The sequence below is a fragment of the Micromonospora sp. NPDC050495 genome, from assembly GCF_040655175.1.
Taxonomy (GTDB): Bacteria; Actinomycetota; Actinomycetes; order Mycobacteriales; family Micromonosporaceae; genus Micromonospora.
In genome coordinates this window covers 150,117-167,720 of record NZ_JBFAJK010000001.1, presented here as the reverse complement: position 1 = coordinate 167,720, position 17,604 = coordinate 150,117, and the positions used below count along the sequence as shown (strand labels likewise).

Genomic DNA, 17,604 nt, shown 5'->3' with positions numbered 1-17,604 from the left:
TCGTCGAGGGGGGTCAGGTCACTTGCCGGAGCCGGGTCCGCCGCCGCGGAGTGTGCTGCCCCGCCCCCAACCCCAGTGGGTGCCCACCCGGGAGTGGTAGCGGGGATAGGCGGTGGTCATCCGCTCCAGCAGGATCACCGAGCCGGCGGCGAGCGGCAGGATCACCACCGAGTCGTCGTCGTAGCGCAGGTAGACGCCGCTGCCGTCGACGTACTGGTCGGCCGGCCGCCAGGCGTCGGTGAGCTCCTTCGACACCTGGCTCGGCGCCTTGCCGGAGGTGTAGGCGCGCGCGTCGGCCCCGATGTCCCGGCTGGTCGCCCGGGTGTAGTGGTCCTGCACGTAGCCGCGCGGGGAGAAGTTGCCGTAGAAGATGGCGAACGCGGCGACCAGCGCGCCGATCACGGCGAGCGCCACGCCCACCACGAGCCACCGTCGGTACGTCACAGTGCCACCACCGTCTCGGTCAGGACCAGTTCGTTGGTCTGCGGATACGCGTGCCAGGTGCGCCAGGCCACCGTGCCGTCCGGCGGATCGGGGCGGACCGCGAGCGCGGTGACCGCGTCCTCGTCGCCGGGGAAGACCCCGACCAGCGCGTACGGGTCGACGGCCAGTTCGGCGCGGAGCGCCGCGACCCGGCGGCGCAGCCCGTCGCCCGCCGGCCGGAGCACCGTGGCGGTGAACCGGTAGCCGGCGTCGGCGTCGTGCAGGCTCTCGGGCAGGTGCGGCGGCCGGCCGGGCAGGCAGGCGACGGTCTCGACGAGGTCGTCGCAGATCACCTGGTGCGAGGCGCCGAGCAGGCGCAGCCGCAGCCGCAGCCCGCCCGGTAGGGTCAGCTCGCGGACGTGCAGGGCGGGGTGCTCGGGGCCGCCGAGGGCCAGGCTCAGGTCGGCGGCGCGGGTGTCGACGTACGGGGCGTCCAGGGCGACCAGCACGTTCAGGCCGCCTGCTCCGGGCCACCCTGCGGGTAGATCATCACCTCGGCGCGGCGCAGTTGCTCACCGAGGTTGACCTCCCAGCCGGCCTCGCCGTACGCCTCGAAGGAGAGCCGGGCGCCGCCGGGCGCCTGGTAGTCGTGGTAGCGCATGGTGCCGCGCGGGTCGAGGCCGGTGCCCTCGGTGGCGGTGTACCGCGCCTGGCCGGACTCGTCCCACTGGTAGCGCCGGCCGGCGATCTCCAGGGTCGGCGCGCCCGGGGTGACCGTGGCCGACGGCTCGCTGGTCCAGAGGACCAGCTCCAGGTCGGGCTCGGCCTCGACGGAGAGCCAGCGCTTCACCCCGCCCGCGTCGTCGAGCAGGTGCTCGGCCCAGCTCCAGCCCCCCTCGACCAGGTGCACCGAGCCACGCACCGTGTACGGCACCTGGCGGATCTCCACGATGTCGCCGGGCTTGAGCGCGCGCGGGTCACCGCGCAGCGCGTCGGCGTCCCGGTCCCGGAACGGGTCGTTGGCGGCGGGCGGGCGTGGCCCGGACCGGGCCCGGCGCACCGCCAGCACGGCGATCACGACGCCGGCCACTCCGACGAGACACCCCAGCGTGGCGACCAGGTACGCCAGCAGACCGTTCACGAACGCCTCCCCCAAGATGCACCGGCGGAGACGGTAACAACCCGACGCACGTACGCCGAAGCCCCGTTCGCTGAGTGGGAGGTCAGTTACGGGGCGTCCCCGGCGAGCCGCTCGGTCGCGTACTCGCGCAGTGTGGCGCGGCCCATCACGCAGCCGCTGAACGTGGTGAACTCGCCGTCGTCGTGGCGCAGCCGCTCCCAGGCGGCCCGGCCGGCCGCCGGGTCGACGCCGTCCAGCAGCGCGGCCGCGTACGCCCGGCCCGCCGGGGAGCCGTGCGCGAGCAGCCAGTCGACCTTCTTCCGGGCCCGGTCCGGATCCTCGTGCAGTCCCTGCGCCAGGCGCCGGTACGCCTCCGTCGCCGGCAGGATCTGCCCGGCGAACCCCACCCCACCGAAGGCCAACGTGTCGGCCTTCCCGATCTCCTCGACCGCCGCGTCCAGCTCCCGGTCCCGCTTCCCGAACCCCACCATGCCCTCCCTACTGCCCCGTCCGGCCCCACACGACCCTGTTGATCAAGGAGTTTGCGTCACGCGACGCCGCCGGCGCCGACGCAAACTCCTTGATCAACGCCGAAGGTCGGGGGACCGGCGCGGTGCGCCGGGCCGGCACGGGGGGTCAGGCGGTGGTGACCGTCAGGGCCTCCTTGGTGTCGGACAGGTCGACGCGGACCGTGTCACCGTCGCGGATGTCGCCGGCCAGCAGCGCCTTGGCGAGCTGGTCACCGATCGCCGACTGCACCAGCCGACGCAACGGGCGGGCGCCGTAGATCGGGTCGTACCCGTGCTCGGCGAGCCAGGTGCGGGCCGCGTCGGTGATCTCCAGGCCCAGCCGGCGGTCGGCGAGCCGGCGGCGCAGCCGGTCCAGCTGGATGTCGACGATGGCCCGCAGGTCGCCGCCCTGCAGGGCGGCGAACACCACGATGTCGTCGAGGCGGTTGAGGAACTCCGGCTTGAAGTGCGACCGGACCACTGCGAGCACGCCCTCCCGGCGCTCGTCCTCGGTCAGCGTCAGATCGCTGATCACCGACGAGCCCAGGTTCGAGGTGAGGATCAGGAGCGCGTTGCGGAAGTCCACCGTGCGGCCCTGGCCGTCGGTGAGCCGGCCGTCGTCGAGCACCTGGAGCAGCACGTCGAACACGTCCGGGTGGGCCTTCTCCACCTCGTCCAGCAGGATCACCGAGTACGGCCGGCGGCGCACCGCCTCGGTGAGCTGGCCGCCCTCCTCGTAGCCGACGTAGCCGGGCGGGGCGCCGACCAGGCGGGCGACGGAGTGCTTCTCGCCGTACTCGCTCATGTCGATGCGGACCATGGCCCGCTCGTCGTCGAAGAGGAACTCGGCGAGCGCCTTGGCCAGCTCGGTCTTGCCGACGCCGGTCGGGCCGAGGAAGAGGAAGCTGCCGGTGGGCCGGTCCGGGTCGGCGACGCCGGCCCGCGCCCGGCGGACCGCGTCGGAGACCGCGCCGACCGCCTCGGCCTGGCCGACCACCCGGGCCCCGAGCGACCCCTCCATCCGCAGCAGCTTGGCGGTCTCGCCCTCCAGCAGCCGGCCGGCGGGGATGCCGGTCCAGGAGGCGACCACCGCGGCGATGTCGTCGGCGCCGACCTCCTCCTTGAGCATCGCGCCGTCGGCCTGGAGCCGGGCCAGCTCCTCCTCGGCCGTGGTCAGCTCGGCCTTGAGGGCCGGGATCCGGCCGTAGCGCAGCTCGGCGGCGCGCTCCAGCTCGCCGTCGCGCTCGGCCCGCTCGGCCTCGCCGCCGAGCCGCTCCAGCTCCTCCTTGGCGGTGGAGAGCTTGGTGATGTGGCTCTTCTCCAGCTGCCAGCGCTCGGAGAGCGCGGTGAGCTGCTCGCGCTTGTCGGCCAGCTCCTTGCGCAGCCGCTCCAGGCGCTCGGCGGAGGCGGCGTCCGGCTCCTTGGCCAGCGCCATCTCCTCGATCTCGAGCCGGCGCACCGCCCGCTCGATCTCGTCCACCTCGACCGGGCGGGAGTCGATCTCCATGCGCAGCCGGGACGCGGACTCGTCGACCAGGTCGATCGCCTTGTCCGGCAGGAACCGGTCGGTGATGTAGCGGTCGGAGAGGGCGGCGGCGGCGACCAGCGCGGCGTCGGTGATCCGTACGCCGTGGTGCACCTCGTAGCGCTCCTTGAGGCCGCGCAGGATGCCGATGGTGTCCTCGATGGTGGGCTCGCCGACCAGCACCGGCTGGAAGCGGCGCTCCAGCGCCGGGTCCTTCTCGATGTGCTCGCGGTATTCGTCCAGGGTGGTCGCGCCGACCATCCGCAGCTCGCCGCGGGCCAGCATCGGCTTGAGCATGTTGCCGGCGTCCATCGAGCCCTCGCCCTTGCCGGCGCCGACCACGGTGTGCAGCTCGTCGAGGAAGGTGATGACCTGGCCGTTGGAGTTCTTGATCTCCTCGAGCACCGACTTCAGCCGCTCCTCGAACTGGCCGCGGTACTGCGCGCCGGCCACCATGGCACCGAGGTCGAGCGAGACCAGCTTCTTGTCCCGCAGCGACTCGGGCACGTCACCGGCGACGATCCGCTGGGCCAGGCCCTCCACGATGGCGGTCTTGCCGACGCCGGGCTCGCCGATCAGCACCGGGTTGTTCTTCGTACGCCGGGACAGCACCTGGATCACCCGGCGGATCTCCGAGTCCCGGCCGATGACCGGGTCGATCTTCCCGTCCCGGGCGCTGGCGGTCAGGTCCACGCCGTACTTGGCCAGGGCCTGGTAGGTCTGCTCCGGATCGGCGGTGGTGACCCGTCGGTCCCCGCCCCGGACGGTGGGGAAGGCGGCGACCAGGTTCTCCTCGGTGGCGCCGGAGTTCTTCAGCGCGACGGAGACCGCGCCACCGACCCGGGCCAGCCCGGCCAGCAGGTGCTCGGTGGAGGTGTACTCGTCACCGAGCGGCCGGGCGATCTGCTCGGCGGCGCCGATGGCGTTGACGAACTCGCGGGCCAGGGTGGGCTCGGCGATGCTGGAGCCGCGGGCGGCGGGCAGCGCGTCGATCGAGCGCTGGGCGACCCGGCGCAGCTCGGCGGGGTCGGCCCCGACGGCGCGCAGCAGGCCGGCGGCGGTCGAGCCGTCGGTGTCCAGCAGTGACAGCAGCAGGTGCCAGGGTTCCACGGTGGCGTGGCCGTGCTGGTTCGCCAGCGCGACGGCACCGGTGATGGTCTCGCGGCTCTTGGTGGTGAGGCGTTCCGTGTTCATGGGCTCCCCCGGATCGGCGTGTCCACTGGGAGAGACACAACCAGAGTTGAGTCTATTCCGCTCAACTCCATCAGTGTGACCTGGCTCACTCTCGGCGTTGCCAGCGCCAGTCGAACTCCCCCTCCGCCGGCGGCGGCCCGGGCAGCGGCGGCTCGCGCTGCACGAGACCGGCGAGCAGCAGCGCCAGGTGGCGGCGGCGCAGCTGCCGGGTCCGCTCCGGATCGGGTACCCGGATCGCGGCGCACCCCTCCAGCAGCAGCCCGACGTCCTGCGGCACCACGTCCGACCGCAGCCGCCCGGCCGCCCGCGCCCGCCGCACCAGCCCGTCGACCAGCTCGTTCGCCCGGATCGCGGCGCGCCCCAACTCCTCGGTCGGGGTGAAGGTGCCGGCCAGGTGCACGGTGAGCGAGTGCACGTCGGCGTCGACGACGCGCTCGAGGAAGCCGGTGAACGCGACCCAGCCGTCCGGCTCGTCGGCGACCTCCTCGGCGGCCGCGATGAACCGGCGCAGCCCGTCGTCGCAGAGCTTGCGCAGCAGGTCCTCCTTGCTGGCGTACCGCCGGTAGAGGGCGCTGATCCCGACGCCGGCCCGCTCGGCGACGGCGGCGACCGGCGCCTTCGGGTCGGCGAGGAAGACGGCGCGGGCGGCCTCCAGGATCACCGTGTCGTTGCGGGCCGCCTGGGCGCGCCGGCCGGCGAGCGGCGGGGAATCGGTCGGGTTAGGCATGACCCGAGAATATCACTGGAACGGATCGTTCCGCTCTGCTAGTCTCAAGCGGAACGAAGGATTCCGTTCTGAAGGAGCCAGGCATGACGGACACCGCCCTCCGCCCGTACCGCGTCGAGATCCCGCAGGCCGCCCTCGACGACCTCGCCGACCGGCTGCGGCGGACCAACTGGCCCGGCGAGCTGCCCGGCGTCGGCGCCGCCTACGGCGCGCCGACCGACCGGGTCCGCGAACTGGCGACGTACTGGTTGGAGACCTTCGACTGGCGGGCCGTCGAGGCGCGGCTGAACGCCCACCCGCAGTTCGTCACCGAGATCGACGGCGAGGAGATCCACTTTCTGCACGTCCGGTCGTCCCGGCCGGACGCCACCCCGCTGGTGCTCACCCACGGCTGGCCCGGCTCGGTGGTCGAGTACCTGGACGTGATCACCCCGCTCACCGCGCCGGCCGACCCGGACGCGCCCGCCTTCCACCTGGTGATCCCGTCGCTGCCCGGCTTCGGCTTCTCCGGCCCGACCCGCAGCGCCGGCTGGAACCGCTACCGCACCGCCCGCGCCTGGGCGACGCTGATGGCCCGCCTCGGGTACGACCGCTACGGCGCCGTCGGCAACGACGCCGGCTCGATGATCTCCCCCGAACTGGGCCGCGTCGACGCCGAGCACGTGCTCGGCGTGCACGTCACCCAACTCTTCTCGTTCCCGTCCGGCGACCCGGCCGAGTTCCAGGGGCTTTCCGAGGCGGACCAGGCCGCGTTGCAGCACCTCCAGTGGTTCTACGAGAACAAGTTCTCCTTCAACCAGGTGCAGAGCCAGCAGCCGCAGACCCTCGCGTTCGCGCTGGCCGACTCGCCCGTCGGCCTGCTCGCCTGGAACGGCCAACTCTTCGACACCAGCCTCGACCCGGACTTCGTCCTGGCCAACATCGCCGTCTACTGGTTCACCGGCACGGCCGGCTCGTCGATGCGGTTCTACTGGGAGGACGCGCACGCCACCGAGCAGCCGACCGGCCCGACCACGGCACCCACCGGGCTGGCCATGTTCCCCGGCGACTTCCAGTCGATCCGCCGCTTCGCCGACCGGGACCACGCCAACATCGTCAGCTGGCACAGCTTCGACGCCGGCCCCGAGCGGCGCGGGGACGTCGCCGGGCACTACGCCGCGCACGAGGCGACCGACGTGCTGGTCGGCGACCTCCGGCAGTTCTTCGCCAAACTCCGCTGAACACCCGCCGGGGCCGGCACAGTCCGGCCCCGGCGGAACGGGCCGGCGCCCCGACCGTGGCGCAACGGCCGGCAGCGGCGCCTCAGGCCGCGGCCAGCAGCAGCCTGATCCAGCGCCGGTTGCCGACCGGGCCGACGTTCAGCACGATCTCGTCCCGCCCGCGGGCCAGCAACGTCCCGTCCCGCAGCAGGCTCAGGCTCTGCTCGGGCCGGACCGGCCAGTCGACCCGCTTGTACCGGCCGTCGACCACGAGGCCCACGCCGTCCGGGCCGGTCACCCCCACCCGCCCGGCACCGACCGGCGCCACCGACAGGATCCGGCGTGGGTGCCCCTCGGCCGGTACCGGCTGCCACACTCCCCGCCACTGCCAGAGCGCCGGGAAGCTGATCCGGTCCGGCCGCTCGCCGACCAGCCAGGGCTCGCCGTCGGGCGCGCGCACCGGGCGGAGCACACCGACCGGGTCCTCCGACGCGGGCACCGCCGTCCGCTGCCAGCTCCGGCCCTGGTCGGTCGAGATCGCCGCGTACGGCCGGCCGCCCTCGTCGGCACCGGCCGCCACCAGCAGGTCACCGGCCTCGGTCACGTCCTGCACCCGGGGCAGGCCGGGCTGGGTGGCCAGCGGGCGCAGGCGCCGGCCGTCCCACCGGGCCACCCGCCCGCCGCCCTCGTCGGTCACCTGGAAGCGGCCCTCCGGCCCGGTCAGGCCGGGCGGCGGCGACACCCCCGGGTAGTGGGTGAAGGTGGCGCCACCGTCGGTCGAGGCGTACCAGCCGAACGGCTCGGCGCCCAGGACCAGGAGCCCGTTCGGGGCGTAGAGCTGCTGGTTCTCGGCCATCGGGCGGGGGTGCGGCAGCGCCCGCCAGGACCGGCCGCCGTCCCCGGTGGCGAAGAGCAGCGCCGGGCAGTCCCGCCCGGGTGGCCGGCCGTCGCAGGTGGCGAAGAGGGCGTACGCCCGCTCGGCGTCGACGAACTCGACGCGCGGCGGGTCGTACCTCGCGGCGACGGCGACCCCGACGTGGCGTACCTCGTCGACGTCCGCCACCGGCGGCGCGCTGGCGACCGGCCGGGACGACGCGGACGCCCGGTCCGGCGGCGGCCGGCGCACGTCCCCGATCGAGCACGCCGCCAGGGCGGGCAGGAACAGCAGGATGATCAGCACGTGACCCGGTCGTCGGTCCATTACGCCTCCAGCACAGGTAGCCTCACCCGGGTGCGAGTACGTGTCGAACAGACTGCCCTACCGGGGATCGGCGTACGTCACGATCTGGTGACGGAGTCCGGCCGCCGCCTTGGCGTGGTTTCCCACCGCAACGGCCGGCGGGACCTGGTCCTCTACGACCCCGACGATCCGGACGCCTGCCAGGCGGACATACCGCTCACCGATGACGAGGCCGAGGCGCTGGCCGACATCCTCGGCGCGTCGCTGATGCTCGGCCAGCTCGCCGGGCTGCGCGAGCAGGCCGCCGGGCTGCTCACCGAGCAGGTCGTCATCCCGGCCGGCAGCCGCTACGTGGGCCGTCCGCTCGGCGACACCCGGGCCCGGACCCGCACCAGCGCGTCCATCGTGGCCGTGCTGCGGCAGGGCGAGGTGATCGTCTCCCCCGACCCCACCTTCCGCTTCGCGGCCGGGGACGTGGTGGTCGTGGTCGGCACCCGCCAAGGGCTCGACGGCGTGACGGCGATCCTCGCCGAAGCAGATCCGGACGGCTGAGGCGCGGATGCACGAAACCACAACTCTGCTCGTCGAGGTCGGCGCACTGCTGCTCCTGCTCGGTCTGCTCGGCCGGCTGAGCCGCCGGTTCGGCGTCTCGCCCATCCCCCTGTACCTGCTCGCCGGCCTGGCCTTCGGCCACGGCGGCCTGCTGCCGCTCAACGCCAGCGAAGAGTTCTTCGCCGTCGGCGCGGAGATCGGCGTCATCCTGCTGCTCGTCATGCTCGGCCTGGAATACAGCGCGAACGAACTGGTGGGCAACCTCCGCTCGGCCGCCCCGGCCGGTGTGATCGACGCGGTGCTCAACGCACTGCCCGGCTTCGCGTTCGCGCTGCTGCTCGGCTGGGGCTGGGTGGCCGCGGTGGTGCTCGCCGGCGTCACCTGGGTCTCCTCGTCCGGGGTGATCGCCAAGGTGCTCGGCGACCTCGGCCGGGTCGGTAACCGGGAGACCCCGGTGATCCTCTCCGTCCTCGTGATCGAGGACCTGGCGATGGCCCTCTACCTGCCGCTGGTCACCGCGCTGCTCGCCGGCATCGGCCTGATCAAGGGCGGCTTCGCCCTCGCCGTCGCGGTGCTCACCGTGGTGGCCGTGCTGGCCGTCGCCATCCGGTACGGCCACCTGATCTCCGCGGCCCTCTCCGCGAAGGACCCCGAGGCGCTGCTGCTCGGGGTGCTCGGCCTGACCCTGCTGGTCGCCGGCGTCGCGGCCAAGCTCCAGGTCTCCGCCGCGGTCGGCGCGTTCCTGGTCGGCATCGCCCTCTCCGGGCCGGTGGCGCACCACGCCACCGAGCTGCTCTCCCCGCTGCGGGACCTCTTCGCGGCGGTCTTCTTCGTGTTCTTCGGGCTGGTCACCGACCCGCGGGACATGCCGCCGGTGCTGCTCCCGGCACTGCTGCTGGCCGTGGTGACCATGGCGACCAAGCTGGCCACCGGCTGGCTGGCCGCCCGACGGGCCGGAATCGCCGAGCCCGGTCGCTGGCGGGCCGGCTTCGCGTTGACCCCGCGCGGCGAGTTCTCGATCGTCATCGCCGGGCTCGCGGTCTCCGCCACCTACCCGGTCGAGCCGAAGCTGGCCGCCCTCGCCACCGCGTACGTGCTGATCACCGTGGTGACCGGCCCGGTGCTGGCCCGACTGCCCGACATGCCGTGGTTCAAACGCTGGCTGCGCCGGCGCAGCGCCCCCCGGACCCGCCTGCCGGTGGAAGCGGTCAAATGACCCCGACCGGGCCGGGTCGACCATACGGTGGACCCGGTCCGGCCAACGGTTGCCGAATTGGTTCCGGGAAGGTCTACCGCTGTCCCGGGCAACCGGGTTAACGTGTCGCCCCAGCAGCCAGTCCGCGGGTGGCCGGTGCCCCCGCCAGCGCAAGCGGAAGGTCGGCCGGTGAACGTGCAGGAAGAGACGTTCCGCGGCTTCGCCAACCCCGTCGACCCGTCGCCGGCCGAGTTGCGGTCGTGGGCGTACCAGCCCGACTCGGTGCCGCTGACGTCCATGCCGCAGGACTGGGACCTGCTGGTCGCCGGTGACCACCTGGTCGGGACGCTCTTCGAACTGGCCATGGACCCGGCCTGCCCGGCCCGCCGGTTCGCCCTGCACTGCCTCTACATCTACGCGGCCGACGGCATCCGGACCAATTTCCGGGCCCACCCGAAGCGCCGCTTCCGCAAGCTGGTCGAGCAGGCCGAGCGGGTCGGTGACGAGCTGATGCGCAACTGGGCGCACAACAGCCGGGTGCTGCTCGCCCGACCGGATCTCTTCGTCTACCGGGACTGGTGCGAGGGCGGTCTGGTCCGGGAGAACCGCCGGCTCTGAGGCTGTCCGTTCCTCGGTGGGGTGCGGCCCCGCCGTGCCCGGCTCCGCGGTCAGGCTTGATCCCTCCGCCGGTCAGGGCAGCCCCACACCCCAGGTCCGCGACGTGCCCGCGCCGGCTCCGTTGTGGTGAGGCCGGCTCCGTTGTGGTGATCTCAAGCGTTCTGCCCTGGGACGACGAACGGGCCGGGACCCCCCGTGGGTCCCGGCCCGCACGTCGACGGATCGTCAGCTTGCCGACCCGCCCTGCTTTTTGCGCCGCTCGTCCGCTCTGGCCCGGTCGACGCCGTGGTCCACCTGGTCCGCGAAGCGGCCCTCTCTGATCTTTTCGGTGAAGCCGCCCGCCGAGATCCGGTCGAATCGCTCCCGGACCGTCTCGGCCACCTGCTCCAGCCGCTCCTCCGCCTGCTCCGCCACCTTCTTCGCCGATTCCGCCATGGCTCCCCCTGCCAGTTCGGAGTCCGAATTGAGCTGGTTGGCCGCATTCACAGGCTACCGAACCCCACCACCTCGGACCCCGCTTTCTCCCCGAACCCTCCCCCCGCCGCACGGGTGGAACGTCATGGAGGTCAAACCCCGCCGGATACCTCCATGGCGTTCCACCCATGCCCCGGACGATGCGCGGGAAGCGGGCGTGGACGGGTGGAAGCACCACGCGAGAAGCCGGGGAGCGGGCACCACGCGGGAAGCCCGGCCGCCGGCAGGCGCAGGCGCCGCGGCGGACGCCGGGCACGGAACGGGAAGCGAGCACCGCGCCGGAGGCCCCGGCGTCGGGGGGACAGGTGACGCGCCGGGGAACGGGGGGCGCGGGTGGGAACGGGAAGGCCGGCGCGGCCCGGGTGGGGCGCGCCGGCCTTGGCGTCCGAGTGGGTCAGCGGTCGGGGTTGCGGCGGGGGCGCCAGACCACGAGCGCGGTGGAGGTGCGGTTGGTGGGGACCAGGTCGCCGCGCGCGAAGCCGCCCAGCGACTCCAGCTCGGCGATCCGGCGGTACGCGGCATCCAGCTCCGCCTCCAGCCGGGCCACCCGCTGCTGGGCCTGCTCAAGCAGCCGCTCCAGCCCGATGATCCGCTTGACCCCGGCCAGGTTGATCCCGTCGTCCTGGCTGAGCCGCTGCACCTCCCGCAGCAGCACCACGTCCCGGACGCTGTACCGGCGACCACCGCCGGCCGCCCGGCCGGGCTGCACCAGGCCCAGCCGGTCGTACTGGCGCAGGGTCTGCGGGTGCATGCCCGCCATCCGCGCCGCGACCGAGATCATCAGAACCTTGGCCTCGTAGGCAGGGTCACCCGAGCCGACGAACTCCTCCGACATCCCCGCTCACCTCCGCTGCCTGACTCACCGCGTCAACTGACTCGACGCACCCGCGCGTCGAGATGTTCCCGGGCGGCGGGCGGGGTCTGTTCGGCGAACGCCTCCAGCGCCGCTCGCGCCTCGTCCGACACCTTCGCCGGGACCACCACGTCGAGCGTGACCAGCAGGTCACCGGCGCGGCCGTCCTTGCGTACGACTCCCTTGCCCCGGGCACGCAGCACCCGGCCGCTGGGCGTACCCGGCGGCACCCGCAGGGTCACCGTGCCGTCCAGGGTCGGCACCCGCAGGTCGGTGCCGAGCACCGCCTCCGCGAACGTGATCGGCACGGTCAGGGTCAGGTCGTCTCCGGTGCGCCCGAACAGCTCATCCGGGCGCACCTTCACCTGGACGAACAGGTCGCCGGCCGGTCCGCCGCGCTCGCCGGGCTCGCCCCGGCCGGCCAGCCGGATGCGCTGGCCGTCGGAGACCCCGGCCGGGAAGCGGACGTTCAGGGTGCGGGTCTTGGTCACCCCGCCCGTGCCGTGGCACTCCGGGCACTTCTCCTCGACGATGGTGCCCACGCCCTGGCAGTTGCGGCACGGCTCGGAGAAGCTGAACGACCCCTGGTTGCGGGTGGTCACCCCGGCGCCGTGGCAGACCGGACAGGTGACCGGCTGGGTGCCGGGCTTCGCCCCGTTGCCGTGGCAGGTCTCGCAGACGCCGGGCGCGCGCAGGGTGAGCGGGAGGGTGACGCCGCGTACGGCGTCGGAGAAGTCCAGCGCCACCTCGGTCTCCACGTCCCGACCCCGGGCCGGGCCGCGCGGGCGGGCCGCACCACCGGCGCCGCCGCCGGTGAAGATCGAGCTGAACAGGTCGCCGAGGCCGCCGCCGCCGAACCGCGCCTCGCCGCCGCCCGCGCCCCCGCCGAACAGGTCGGAGACGTCGAACGGCATGCCGCCGGGCTGGCCGCCGCCGCGGGCGTTGCGACGGAACGCGCCCGAGCCGAAGAGCGAGCGCATCTCGTCGTACTCGCGGCGCTTCTTCTCGTCGCCGAGCACCGCGTACGCCTCGGAGACGGCCTTGAACCGCTCCTCGGCCTTCGGGTCACCGGGGTTGTGGTCCGGGTGCGACTCCCGGGCCAGCTTCCGGTACGACTTCTTGATCTCGTCCGGGGAGGCGGATTTCTCCACGCCCAGCGCGGCGTAGTAGTCCTTCTCGATCCAGTCCTTGGAACTCACCGGTCCACCCCCTTCCACGGGACGTATCCCGGTCGTCCCGCCCGCCCGGAGTGGGCGGGCGGGACGTCACGGGTCGGCACTACTCCGGGTCGGCGACCGCGACCATGGCGGGCCGCAGCAGCCGTTCGCCGAGCTGGTAACCCCGGCGCATGACCTGCACGCAGGTCGGTTCGGTCACGTCGGCGGAGGTCTGGTGGGCCACCGCCTCGTGCCGGGTCGGGTCGAACGGGTCACCCTGCTCGCCGAACGCGGTCAGGCCGAACTTGCCCAGCGCGGCGGTGAGCTGCTCCGCCACCGAGCCGAACGGTCCGACCAGGTCGCCGTGTTCCCGGGCCCGGTCCAGGTCGTCGAGGATCGGCAGCAGCGCGGTGAGCACGCTGCCGGTCGCCTGCTCCTGCACCAGGTTGCGGTCCCGGTCGACCCGCTTGCGGTAGTTGGCGTACTCCGCCGACACCCGCTGCAGGTCCCGGGTCCGCTCGGTCAGCTCGGCGCGGACCGACTCCAGCTCGGCGTCGGCGGTGCCGGCCGCCGCGGCGGCCTCCTCCTCGTTCGGCTGGGCCGGGGCGTCGACCACCGGCGGCCCGGAGACCGGGGCCTCGGCCTCGATCTCGTCGACCACGACCTCGGCCTCCTCGACCAGCCCTTCGGCCGGCGCGTCCGCCGCGGCGTCCGCCGCCGCGGCGTCCGAGGCCGGCTGCTCGGTGGTCTTGCCGATCTTGCGCTTGTCACGGATGACCACCCGCGGCTGCTCGCCGGCATCCTGCCCGGCGCTCGCGGAGCCACCCGGCGTCGACCCGGTCGAGCCCGGGTCGGCGGCTCGTGGCTTCTCCGTCATGCGGTTACCTCATCCTCTGCCGGGAGAACATGTCCGGGACCGAAGGTCACTTCTTGTCCTCGTCCACGATCTCCGCGTCGACCACGTCGTCGCCGCCGCCGGCCTGCGGGCCACCGGGCGCACCCGCGCCCGGACCGGCCGCCCCCGGACCGGCCTGCTCACCCTGCTCGCCCTGCTGGGCGGAGTAGAGCAGCGAGCCGGCCTGCTGGGAGACCTGGGCCAGCTTCTCGTGCGCGGCCTTGATCTTGTCGATGTCCTGGCCGCCGAGCGCGCTGCGCAGCTCGCCGAGGGCCTCGTTGAGCTGGTCGCGGTTTTCGCTGGGCAGCTTGTCGCCGCTCTCGGCGAGGAACTTCTCGGTCTGCCACTGGAGCGCCTCGGCCACGTTGCGGGTCTCGGCCTCGTCGCGGCGCCGCTTGTCCTCGTCGGCGTGCTCCTCGGCGTCCCGGCGCATCCGCTCGATGTCGTCCTTCGGCAGCGAGGAGCCGCCGGTGATCGTCATCTTCTGCTCCTTGCCGGTGCCCAGGTCCTTGGCGTGCACGTTGACGATGCCGTTGGCGTCGATGTCGAAGGTGACCTCGATCTGCGGCACGCCGCGCGGCGCCGGCGGGAGGCCGGTCAGCTCGAAGGTGCCGAGCTTCTTGTTGTAGGCCGCGATCTCCCGCTCGCCCTGGAACACCTGGATCAGCACCGACGGCTGGTTGTCGTCCGCCGTGGTGAAGACCTCGGAACGCTTGGTCGGGATGGTGGTGTTGCGCTCGATGAGCTTGGTGAAGATGCCGCCCTTGGTCTCGATGCCCAGGCTCAGCGGGGTCACGTCGAGCAGCAGGACGTCCTTGACCTCACCCTTGAGCACACCGGCCTGCAGGGCGGCGCCGACGGCGACGACCTCGTCCGGGTTGACGCCCTTGTTCGGGTCGCGGCCCGTGAGCTGCTTGACCAGGTCGGTCACGGCCGGCATCCGGGTGGAGCCGCCGACCAGGATGACGTGGTCGACGTCGGAGATCTTGATCCCGGCGTCCTTCACGGCCTGCTCGAACGGGCCCTTGCAGCGGTCCAGCAGGTCCTGCGTCATGCGCTGGAACTCGGCGCGGCTCAGCGTCACGTCGAGGTGCAGCGGGCCGGCCGAGCCGGCGGTGATGTACGGCAGGTTGATGTTGCTGGTGGTGGCGGCGGACAGCTCGATCTTGGCCTTCTCGGCCGCCTCCTTGAGCCGCTGCATGGCCATCTTGTCCTGGGACAGGTCGATGCCGTGCTCGCCGCGGAAGGTCTTCACCAGGTGGTCGATGATCCGCTGGTCCCAGTCGTCGCCGCCGAGGTGGTTGTCACCGCTGGTGGACTTGACCTCGATGACGCCCTCGGCCAGCTCGAGCAGCGACACGTCGAAGGTGCCGCCACCGAGGTCGAAGACCAGGACGGTCTGCTCCTTGGAGCCCTTGTCGAGCCCGTACGCCAGGGCGGCCGCGGTCGGCTCGTTGACGATCCGCAGCACGTTGAAGCCGGCGATCTCACCGGCCTCCTTGGTGGCCTGGCGCTGCCCGTCGTTGAAGTACGCCGGCACGGTGATCACCGCGTCGGTGATCTGCTCACCCAGGTACGCCTCGGCGTCCCGCTTGAGCTTCATCAGCGTGCGGGCCGAGATCTCCTGCGGGGTGTACTTCTTGCCGTCGATGTCGACGGTCCAGTTGGTGCCGATCTCCCGCTTGACCGAGCGGATGGTCCGGTCCGGGTTGGTCACCGCCTGGCGCTTGGCGACCTCACCGACGAGCACCTCGCCGTTGCGGGCGAACGCGACGATCGAGGGAGTCGTACGCGAGCCCTCAGCGTTGGCGATGACGGTGGGCTCACCGCCCTCGAGAACGCTGACGCAGGAGTTCGTCGTGCCGAGGTCGATGCCGACCGCACGTGCCATGTTCGCTTCCTCGCTTCGAGAAGGTGGGCAGGTCAACGGGCCTGCCCGGCGGGTCGCCCGCAGCGACCGCACCACAAGTTGAGTGAACTTGACTCAATAGTGCCACGCCCTCGGCAAACCGCAAGTCGAGGTTGAGTCGACCCGACGCAACCTGACCGTTATTACCGTCCGGTTGTCTTACCTTGCGTCGGTCGGGCACGCTTTAGCGGTGACGACGCATGGCGATTCCGCCACCCGTTCCGGCGCGCCCGCCGTCGCAGCCCGGACCGGCCCCGAGGCCGGGGAGGATCCGCCCGCCAGCAGCGCGGACGGTCTCCCTGCCACGCTCACCGGCCTACGGGCCGCGATCGTGGCCGCCCGGTTCCCGCTGGCCCTGCCCTCGGCCGAGCCGGCTCGCCGGACCACCGCGGCCCTCACCGACCAGCTCGACGACTACCTGCTGCCCCGGCTCGCCCGGCTCGACGCCCCGCTCCTCGTGGTGGTCGGCGGCTCCACCGGCGCCGGCAAGTCGACGCTGGTCAACAGCCTCGTCCAGGCGCGGGTCAGCGCCGCCGGGGTGCTCCGCCCCACCACCCGCTCCCCGGTGCTGGTCTGCAACCCGGCCGACTCGGCCTGGTTCCGGCAGGGCGAGCTGCTGCCGGGCCTGACCCGCACCAACGACCCGAGCGACCAGCCCGGCACCCTGCACCTGGTCACCGCCCCCGCGCTCCCCGCCGGCCTGGCCTTCCTCGACGCGCCCGACATCGACTCGGTGGTCGACGCCAACCGGGCGCTCGCCGGCCAACTGCTCGCCGCCGCCGACCTCTGGCTCTTCGTCACCACCGCCGCCCGGTACGCCGACGCCGTCCCCTGGGAGCTGCTGCGCAGCGCCCGGGCGCGGGGCACGGCGATCGCCATGGTCCTCGACCGGGTGCCCCCGGAGGCCGTCGACGAGATCGCCGCCCACCTCTCGGAGATGCTCGCCGAGCAGGAGCTGGGCGCCGCGCCACTCTTCGTCCTGCCGGAGACCTGGGTGGACGGGCAGGGGCTGCTGCCGGACCGGGTCACCGCCCCGCTGAGCGCCTGGTTCGCCCGGCTCGCCGCCGACGCCGACGCCCGCGCGGCCGTGGTCCGGCAGACCCTGGACGGCGCGCTGGCCGCGCTGCACCCCACCGTGGAGGCGCTGGCCGACGCCGCCGACGAGCAGGTGGCCGCCGCGGACGCGCTGGACGAGCGGGTGCGGGCGGCGTACCGGGCGGCCCACCGGACGGTCGACCAGGGCCTGCGGGACGGGCGGCTGCTCCGCGGCGAGGTGCTGGCCCGCTGGCAGGAGTTCGTCGGCACCGGCGAGTTCTTCCGCACCCTGGAGGCCCGGATCGGCCGGCTGCGGGACCGGGTGGTGGCCGCCGTCACCGGGCGCCCCGCCCCCGCCGCCGAGCTGCGGACCGCCATCGAGTCGCAGCTCGTCACGCTGCTGCGCGGGGTGGCCGCCGAGGCGGCGGAGAACGCGTACACCGGGTGGAAGGCGCACCCGGCCGGGGCGGCGCTGCTCGACCCCGGCCTCGCGCACGCGTCGGACGACTTCGCCGAACGCGCCGAGCGGCTGGTCCGCGACTGGCAGCGCGGGGTGCTGGAGCTGGTCCGGGAGGAGGGCGGTGACCGCCGGTTCGTGGCCCGCACCGCCGCGTACGCGGTCAACGCCACCGGCCTGGCCGTCATGATCGGGGTCTTCGCCTCCACCGCGTTCATCCCGACCGGGCTGGAGCTGGCCACCGGCGCCGGCACGGCGGTCGCCGGGCAGGCCGTCCTCCAGGCGATCTTCGGCGACCAGGCGGTCCGCAACCTGGCCAACACGGCCCGGAGCGACCTGCTCGACCGGGTCGCCACGCTGCTCGGCGAGGAGGCCGACCGGTTCCTCGACCGCACCGGCGCCGCCCGCCCGGCCGCCGACTCCGGTGCCGCGCTGCGCCGGGCCGCGGTCGAGGTGGAGCGGGCCCGCCACCGCAGCGGCCTGGCCCGCACCGACGGCCCGGCCCTGCCCACGCCCGAGCCGGGCGGCGACCGGTGAGCGCGGGCCACCGGAGCGCGGAGGGTGGGCGACGGTGAGCAACAT

Annotated in this window: 17 protein-coding genes; 5 read left to right on the top strand and 12 right to left on the bottom strand. The window is 73.4% G+C overall.

The features are described from left to right. Positions 1-18 precede the first annotated feature (18 nt). The 6 genes from AB0I11_RS00780 to AB0I11_RS00755 form a co-directional block, all read right to left on the bottom strand. Positions 19-444 (bottom strand): DUF4247 domain-containing protein, encoded by a 426-nt coding sequence (locus tag AB0I11_RS00780; RefSeq protein ID WP_357308484.1) that lies wholly within the window; start codon positions 442-444, stop codon positions 19-21. After that, complete coding sequence (locus AB0I11_RS00775; protein WP_357308481.1) at positions 441-932, bottom strand: DUF2617 family protein; 492 nt, start codon at positions 930-932, stop codon at positions 441-443. Before AB0I11_RS00775 ends, AB0I11_RS00780 begins: the two co-directional genes overlap by 4 nt. Before the next feature lie 2 nt (positions 933-934). After that, positions 935-1,564, bottom strand: a complete 630-nt coding sequence (locus AB0I11_RS00770) for a DUF4178 domain-containing protein (RefSeq protein WP_357308478.1) — start codon at positions 1,562-1,564, stop codon at positions 935-937. Positions 1,565-1,650: 86 nt separating this feature from the next. Continuing rightward, entirely contained in the window at positions 1,651-2,034 is a 384-nt protein-coding gene (locus AB0I11_RS00765; RefSeq protein ID WP_357308475.1) for a hypothetical protein, read from the bottom strand. A 145-nt stretch (positions 2,035-2,179) separates the two neighbouring features. After that, a complete protein-coding gene (gene clpB, locus AB0I11_RS00760) occupies positions 2,180-4,771 on the bottom strand; it encodes an ATP-dependent chaperone ClpB (protein ID WP_357308472.1) in 2,592 nt (863 codons plus the stop codon). Between the two features lie 85 nt (positions 4,772-4,856). Next, positions 4,857-5,498 (bottom strand): helix-turn-helix domain-containing protein, encoded by a 642-nt coding sequence (locus AB0I11_RS00755; protein WP_357308469.1) that lies wholly within the window; start codon positions 5,496-5,498, stop codon positions 4,857-4,859. 83 nt (positions 5,499-5,581) lie between these two features. On the opposite strand from AB0I11_RS00755, the gene AB0I11_RS00750 reads away from it, so the two are divergent. Beyond that, entirely contained in the window at positions 5,582-6,718 is a 1,137-nt protein-coding gene (locus AB0I11_RS00750) for an epoxide hydrolase (protein WP_357308466.1), read from the top strand. 82 nt (positions 6,719-6,800) lie between these two features. Here the strand turns inward: AB0I11_RS00750 and AB0I11_RS00745 are convergent, their stop codons facing one another. Further along, positions 6,801-7,898, bottom strand: coding sequence for a hypothetical protein (locus tag AB0I11_RS00745; protein WP_357308463.1), 1,098 nt, complete (start codon positions 7,896-7,898; stop codon positions 6,801-6,803). A gap of 30 nt (positions 7,899-7,928) precedes the next feature. On the opposite strand from AB0I11_RS00745, the gene AB0I11_RS00740 reads away from it, so the two are divergent. The 3 genes from AB0I11_RS00740 to AB0I11_RS00730 all read left to right on the top strand — a co-directional run bounded on the left by AB0I11_RS00740 (position 7,929) and on the right by AB0I11_RS00730 (position 10,242). Beyond that, positions 7,929-8,429, top strand: coding sequence for a cation:proton antiporter regulatory subunit (locus AB0I11_RS00740; RefSeq protein ID WP_357308460.1), 501 nt, complete (start codon positions 7,929-7,931; stop codon positions 8,427-8,429). Between the two features lie 7 nt (positions 8,430-8,436). Further along, positions 8,437-9,645 carry a cation:proton antiporter gene (locus AB0I11_RS00735; protein WP_357308457.1) on the top strand — a complete coding sequence of 403 codons (1,209 nt, stop codon included), beginning with the start codon at positions 8,437-8,439 and terminating at the stop codon, positions 9,643-9,645. A gap of 168 nt (positions 9,646-9,813) precedes the next feature. Next, positions 9,814-10,242 carry a hypothetical protein gene (locus tag AB0I11_RS00730; RefSeq protein WP_357308454.1) on the top strand — a complete coding sequence of 143 codons (429 nt, stop codon included), beginning with the start codon at positions 9,814-9,816 and terminating at the stop codon, positions 10,240-10,242. Between the two features lie 225 nt (positions 10,243-10,467). Here the strand turns inward: AB0I11_RS00730 and AB0I11_RS00725 are convergent, their stop codons facing one another. The 5 genes from AB0I11_RS00725 to dnaK all read right to left on the bottom strand — a co-directional run bounded on the left by AB0I11_RS00725 (position 10,468) and on the right by dnaK (position 15,512). After that, the gene (locus tag AB0I11_RS00725; protein WP_357310024.1) at positions 10,468-10,677 is read right to left on the bottom strand and encodes a hypothetical protein; all 210 of its coding nucleotides are present in this window, start codon (positions 10,675-10,677) and stop codon (positions 10,468-10,470) included. 433 nt (positions 10,678-11,110) lie between these two features. Next, positions 11,111-11,551: a helix-turn-helix transcriptional regulator gene (locus AB0I11_RS00720; RefSeq protein ID WP_357308451.1), complete on the bottom strand. Its 441-nt coding sequence runs from the start codon at positions 11,549-11,551 to the stop codon at positions 11,111-11,113. A gap of 32 nt (positions 11,552-11,583) precedes the next feature. Next, positions 11,584-12,768, bottom strand: a complete 1,185-nt coding sequence (gene dnaJ, locus AB0I11_RS00715; RefSeq protein ID WP_357308448.1) for a molecular chaperone DnaJ — start codon at positions 12,766-12,768, stop codon at positions 11,584-11,586. A 79-nt stretch (positions 12,769-12,847) separates the two neighbouring features. Further along, entirely contained in the window at positions 12,848-13,603 is a 756-nt protein-coding gene (gene grpE, locus AB0I11_RS00710) for a nucleotide exchange factor GrpE (protein ID WP_357308445.1), read from the bottom strand. Positions 13,604-13,649: 46 nt separating this feature from the next. Next, positions 13,650-15,512 carry a molecular chaperone DnaK gene (gene dnaK / locus AB0I11_RS00705; RefSeq protein WP_357308442.1) on the bottom strand — a complete coding sequence of 621 codons (1,863 nt, stop codon included), beginning with the start codon at positions 15,510-15,512 and terminating at the stop codon, positions 13,650-13,652. Between the two features lie 208 nt (positions 15,513-15,720). Between dnaK and AB0I11_RS00700 the strand changes: the two genes are divergently transcribed. Further along, on the top strand, positions 15,721-17,559 hold the full coding sequence (locus tag AB0I11_RS00700; protein ID WP_357308439.1) for an ABC transporter: 1,839 nt from the start codon (positions 15,721-15,723) through the stop codon (positions 17,557-17,559). The last annotated feature ends 45 nt before the right edge of the window (positions 17,560-17,604 follow it).